Here is a 6,140-nt window from a genome sequence, read left to right on the forward strand (position 1 = left end):
TGCCGCCGCCCGGGCATGAAGGCAAACCGGCCACCGGGAAGTTGTTCACCCGACGAGCCCTTACAGGTACAGCCTCGCAAGGTTACCGTCCGGTCATGACCCCCACGCTGGCGCAGCTCCGCTATCTCGTCGCCGTCGCCGACTGCCGGTCCATCACCGGCGCGGCCGCCTCGGTCTTCGTCGCCCAGTCCGCCCTGTCCCGGGCCGTCCAGGCCATGGAACGCGATCTGGGCGTCGAGCTCCTCGCCCGCCGGGGAAGGGGGGTGGACCTCACGCCGGAGGGGGCCCGGGTCGTCCGGCTGGCCCGTACCGTGCTCAACGCGGTGGAGGCCATCGACGACATCGGGACCCCGCACGGCCGGGACACCCGGGCCGTCCTGACCCTCGTCACCACCCCCACCCTCGCCCTCGATCTGGCCGCTGACCTGGTCGGGACCTTCACCGAGCGGCACCCGACGGTCGACGTCCGGCTCCAGCAGCACGGCAGCAGGGAGGTCCTCGTCGAGGAACTGGTCCAGGGACGGGCGGAGTTGGCCCTGGTGGACCTGCCCGTCGACAAGGAGCTCTCCACCCACTTCATCCAGGAGCGCGAGGTGGTGCTGATCTCGCCGCTCGGCTCCCGGCTGCCCCACCCGATGCCGCTGCGCATGCTCGACGGGCTGCCGATGGTCCTGCCCACCCCGGGGACCGGCCGGCGCACCGAGATGGAGGCCATGTTCAGCTGCCTCGGGGTACGGCCCGTCCCCTCCCTGGAGGTCGACGAACGCCTCGCCTGGGTGACCGGCGTGACGGACGGCCGCGGCTCCCTCATCTGGTACCGCGACGTGGTGCTGAGGGCGTTCGGGAGCCGGGCCGAGATCCGCTCCTTCACCCCGCCGCTGCTGCGCCCGGTGGGCATCGCCCACGCCCGTCGGCCACTGAGCCGCGCGGCCCGCGCGTTCATCGCGCAGGCCGGACACAAGGGGCCGGTCCGGGAACCGGTGCGCTGACGGGACATGCCCACTCGGCATTGAACGATGCTCGAAGGGGCGGGAATTGAGCCTGGCACACGAGCTGATGTCCCCTCACATTGTGCGCATGTCCCGACTCCTGACACCCCCATGGGCCGCCGCCCTCGCGACCGCGGCCCTCGCCACGCTCCTGCCCGCGGTCGCCTGGATGGCCAGCGCCACCGCCTCCCCGGCCCCTTACGCCACACCGGCCGTCTCCGGAACCGGAACGCTCGCGCCGGAGAAGAAGTGCACCCTCCCCGGCGGCCTGGCCGAGTTCAGCGGGCTCGCCATGAGCCGCAAGCACCCCGGCGTTTTCTACGCCGTCAACGACAGCGGGAACACCAACCAGGTCTTCGCCGTCGACTGCAACGGCGCCACCGGCCGGCTGCTGGCCACCTTCACCCTCTCCGGCGTCGGCAACACCGACTGGGAGGGCCTCGCCCTCGGCAAGGACGCCTCGGGCGCCCCGGCGATCCTGGTCGGGGACATCGGCGACAACTTCAGCGGCCGCGCGGAGATCACCGTGCACGGTTTCGCGGAGCCCGACCAGCTGGCGAACGCCACGGTGACCCCGGTGACGTACCGCTTCTCCTACGCCGACGGCAGGCACGACGCCGAGTCCCTCCTCGCCGACCCCGTGACCGGCCGGCTCTACGTCGCGAGCAAGGTCATCGGAGCCGCCGGCCAGCTGTACCAGGCCCCGCTGCCGCCCGTGACCGGGCAGGTCAACACCCTCACCGCGGTCCGGCCCGGCCCGGTGTTCGCCACCGACGGCGCGTTCTCCCCGTCCGGCGCCTCGTACGCCCTGCGCAGCGGCGGACCGCTGGGCGCCAACACGGCCTCCGTGTACGACACCGCGGGGGCCAAGCTCGCGGACGTCGCCCTCCCGGCCCAGTCGCAGGGCGAGACGGTGACGTACGCCGACTGCACGAGCCTGCTCGTCGGGTCGGAGAACGACACCCAGGTCTGGCGGGTCCCGCTGCCGCCGGAAGCCACCCCGGGCTGCAGCGGTACGCCGACCCCCACCCCCACCCCCACCCCCACTCCGACGCCGACCCCCACGCCCACTCCGACCCCCACGCCCACGCCCACTCCGACCCCGACTCCCACCCCCGGTGACCTGAGGCTCACCACCCCCGGTCCGCAGACGTGCAAGTTCAACCAGTCCTGCACCATCCAGCTCACCGCCACCGGCGGAAAGCTCCCCGTCCGGTACGCCGCCACCGGCCTGCCCTGGGGCCTGACCCTCGACGCCGCCTCCGGCCGGATCACCGGCAAGCCCTGGGGCAGCGGCACGGTCCAGGTCACCGCCACCGCGACCGACTCCACCGGGGCCACCGCCGGCACCGCCTTCGCGCTCACCCTCACCTGGTTCTGAGACACGACGGGGACGGTCTTGTCCAACCCGCCTCCGGGGCAGCGATGTTGACCGAGTTTCGTCCATCAGGTCAGGAGAACCGGCTTGTCGTCCCCGATGCCACCCGTCCCGTCCGCCCCGGACGCCCCGTACGTCATCGACCCCGCCGGAGGCTGCCCGCACGCCCTCAACGCCCGGTTGCGCGCCGCGCACGGCCCGGTGGCGGAGGTCGTGCTCCCCGGCGGGGTGCCCGGAGCGGTCGTCCTGGGCCACGACGCGCTGAAGGAGCTCCTCGGTCACCCCGAAGTGGCCAAGGACGCCCGGCACTTCCCGGCCTTGCACGACGGCACCATCCCCCGCGACTGGCCGCTGCGCGTCGAGGAGCTGACCGCCGAGCTCCTCGACGGCCTGGCCCGGGCCGCGGCCGAAGCCCCCGACGGGGTCGCCGACCTGCGCGAGCACTTCGCGCTCCCGCTCCCGCTCCCGATGAGCGTCATCTGCGAGCTGCTCGGGGTGAACCCCGAGCACCGGGGACGGCTGGGAAGGCGACCTGGTCGGACGTGGTGGACGAGACCCCGCGCTGGGACGGACCGGTCAGCTGGTTCCCCTTCCGGTACCCCACGCGCGACCTGACCTTCGACGGCACCGTCATCCCCCGGGGCACCCCGGTGATGGCCGGCTACACCGCCGCCGGCCGGGACGAGGCCTTCCACGGCCCGGACGCCGGCGGCGCCCCCGGCAGGCGCGCGGGGCGCACTAACGTGCGCTCGGCGGCGCCAGTTCCGTGCTCAGCCAGCCCAGCGCGTCCGGGTACATCCCCGTCCAGGTCCGGAAGTTGTGGCCGCCCGCCGGGCGGACGAGCGTCTTGACCCGGACCCCGCTGCCCGCCGCGGCCCTGGCGAAGGCCTCCAGCTGCCGCGGCGGACTGTCCTTGTCCTGGGCGGAGGTGGCCAGGAACAGCCCGACGTCCGCCTTCTTCGTGTGCTCCACCAGCCACATCGGGCTGTTGCGCTCGCGCAGCGTCCGGTCGGCCAGCACCTCCGGATCACCCGTCAGCGGATCCGGGTCCAGCGCCGCGCCCGCCCGGAACACCTTCGGGTACTGCAACGGCAGCTTGGCCGCGCAGAACCCGCCGGTGGAGACGCCCATCAGCCCCCAGCCGCCCGGGGCGGGCAGCGTACGGAAGTTCCGTGCGACCAGGTCCGGCACGTCCAGCGCGAGCCAGTCGGCGATCCTGCGCCGCGGGGTGTTGCTGCAGCCGGTGTTCACCCCGCCCGGGTAGATCTCCGGGATCACCACGATGAACGGGTGCGCCGCGCCCAGCTCCACCAGCTGCGCCAGCGCACCGGGCATGTCGCCGAGGTCGATCCACGTACGGGGCGTGCCCGGATACCCGTGCAGCAGCATCAGAACCGGGAAACGGCTCCGGTCCGCGCCCGGCGCGTCGTACTCCGGGGGAGTCCACACGGTCACCTGTCCGGCGAGCTTCGCGTGGGATCCCCGGAAGAAGGTGGTCTGCGTGCCGTCCCCGTTCTGCGTGAACCTGGCCCGGCCCACCGCCGGCCCGGTCATCGTGCTCGCGTCCTGCACGTCGTCGGTGCCCAGCAGGTCGTCCCAGGAGGCGTAGAGCCCGTAGCTGCCGTTGATCCAGGTGGCCACCACGCAGATGGCGGTGAGCTGGCAGAGACCGATCATCAGCACCCGCGCCGGCCACCGCACCCACCCCGGCCCGGGGACCCGGTTCCACAGGAGCAGCGCGGCGAGCACGGCGAGCGCGGTCACGACGATCAGCGTGACGAGGAACGACGTACTGGTCAGCTCCACGGCGCCGGCTCCTGTCGTACGGGTGCGACACGTCAACGATGTTCGGATTATTCCGTGGATCCGCCGCCGAGGCAGTCCGGCCGCCGCGCGGCCCGGCGATCAGCCGAGGGCCTTGACCTTCACCTCCACCGAATGCCACCCGGTCGCCCCGTCCGGCACGGTCCCGGTGCGGACCCCCGTCTGCACGGCGCCCGTGCCGTCCGTCGCGCGCACCTCCAGGGTGTGCCGCCCGGGCGTCGCCTCCCACGGCCACACCCACTGCCGCCAGGTGTCCACCCCGTCCGCGGTCCCGAGCCGCGCCTGCTGCCAGGGGCCGCCATCCACCCGTACCTCGACCCGCTCGATCCCGCGGTGCTGCGCCCACGCCACCCCGGCCACCGCCACCCGGCCCGGCGCCAGGTCGGCGTACGGGCGCGGGGTGTCGATCCGCGACTGCGTCTTGACCGGGGCCCGCTGCGCCCAGGACCGCCGCACCCAGTAGGCGCCGTACGCGCCGAAGGTGGTCAGCCGCAGCTCGGTGAGCCATTTGCACGCGGAGACGTACCCGTACAGGCCCGGTACGACCATCCGGACCGGGAAGCCGTGCGCGAAGGGCAGCGGCACGCCGTTCATGCCGACGGCCAGCAGCGCCTCGCGGCCGTCCATGACGGCCTCGACGGGCGTGCCGATCGTCATGCCGTCCACCGAACGCGACACCAGCTGGTCGGCCGGCCCGCCGCGGGACGGCGGTCGCACCCCCGCCTCGCGGAGCAGGTCGGCGAGGCGCACGCCGAGCCAGCGGGCATTGCCCGCGTACGGGCCCCCGACCTCGTTGGACACGCAGGTGAGGGTGATGTCGTGCTCGACCAGGGGCCGGCTGAGCAGCTCCCGGAGATCGAGGGTGAGGGGTCGCGTGACCCCCTCGCCGTGGATGCGCAGCCGCCAGGTGTCCGCGTCCACGCGGGGGACGACCAGGGCGGTGTCCACCCGGTAGAAATCGCGGTCGGGGGTGAGGAACGGGGCGAGCCCCGGCACCCGCAGGTCCGCGCCGGCCGGCACCGGCGGCGCGGGCACGGTGGGCGGGGGGAGGACGAAGCGGGCCCGGGAGGCGGTGGCGTCGGCCGAACCGTGGGCCCCCAGGCGCCGCCCGGCGTAGCCGGCCGCGACCGACGCAGCCAGGACGCCGGCGACCAGTCGGCCGAAGCCGCGCCGGTCCATGGACCAGGTCCCTCCGCCAGACTCCGTCCGGGGCCGCGCCGCCGCGGTGACCAGCAGGTACAGCACCCCGGCCGCGATCAGTCCGCCCAGCAGCGAGGGCAGCGCGTCCCGCCACGTGGCCTCGGGACGGCTGAGCGCGGCCGCCGCCCCCACCAGCCCGAACCCGCCCGCGACCGCGATCCCGGCGGGCAGGTGGCGTACGGACAGCAGCCCGGCCAGAGCCGCCACCGCGGCCAGCACGGTGACGATGCCGAGGGTCAGCACCAGCTTGTCGGAGGTGCCGAACAGCCGGATGGCCCACTCCCGGACGCCCACCGGCGTCAGGTCGACGGCCACCCCGCCGACGGCGGTGACCGGCGAGGACTCGGGCCGCACGGCGGCAGCGGCCAGCTCCGCGAACGCCAGCCCGGCGACGGCCGCGACGATCCCGCTGACGGCGCCCATCACGCGCCTCGGCCGCGCGGACCGGCTCGGGTCTGCCTCCACACCGCAAGTGTGCCGCGCCCGGGCGGCTCCGCGACGGCGCCGTGCCGCCGTGCGCCGTGCCGCCGTGCGGCGTCCCGCCGCACCCGACCGTGCCCGGGAGACCCTGCTGGTCCCGGCCGCCTCGATCGCCCTCCTCGGCCCGGCGGCCGCCGGGACCGCACGGGCGTGGAGGGACCGAAGGCCGTGACGCACGCCGCGGGGGCGCCCCGGCCCTGGGTGGGCGCAGGGCAGGGGGTGGGGGGGGGGAGGACGGTCTAACAGTCCTCCCCCCTGTATTACTGGTC

Annotated in this window: 4 protein-coding genes and 1 pseudogene; 3 read left to right on the forward strand and 2 right to left on the reverse strand. The window is 74.4% G+C overall.

Annotated features, from left to right (window positions below; all coding sequences use genetic code 11):
- Positions 1-95 precede the first annotated feature (95 nt).
- The 3 genes and pseudogenes from ACZ4VT_RS04370 to ACZ4VT_RS04380 form a co-directional block, all read left to right on the forward strand.
- On the forward strand, positions 96-989 hold the full coding sequence (locus ACZ4VT_RS04370) for a LysR family transcriptional regulator (RefSeq protein WP_467946493.1): 894 nt from the start codon (positions 96-98) through the stop codon (positions 987-989).
- 88 nt (positions 990-1,077) lie between these two features.
- Positions 1,078-2,370: a putative Ig domain-containing protein gene (locus ACZ4VT_RS04375; RefSeq protein ID WP_467946495.1), complete on the forward strand. Its 1,293-nt coding sequence runs from the start codon at positions 1,078-1,080 to the stop codon at positions 2,368-2,370.
- A 96-nt stretch (positions 2,371-2,466) separates the two neighbouring features.
- Positions 2,467-3,077 (forward strand): annotated as a pseudogene (locus ACZ4VT_RS04380) (cytochrome P450 family protein); the annotation flags it as partial.
- Positions 3,078-3,105: 28 nt separating this feature from the next.
- Here ACZ4VT_RS04380 and ACZ4VT_RS04385 read toward each other — a convergent pair.
- Positions 3,106-4,173, reverse strand: coding sequence for an alpha/beta hydrolase (locus ACZ4VT_RS04385; RefSeq protein WP_467946496.1), 1,068 nt, complete (start codon positions 4,171-4,173; stop codon positions 3,106-3,108).
- A 99-nt stretch (positions 4,174-4,272) separates the two neighbouring features.
- Complete coding sequence (locus tag ACZ4VT_RS04390; RefSeq protein ID WP_467946829.1) at positions 4,273-5,814, reverse strand: molybdopterin-dependent oxidoreductase; 1,542 nt, start codon at positions 5,812-5,814, stop codon at positions 4,273-4,275.
- Positions 5,815-6,140: the final 326 nt, after the last annotated feature.

The organism is Streptomyces sp. NPDC029164 (genome assembly GCF_055563995.1).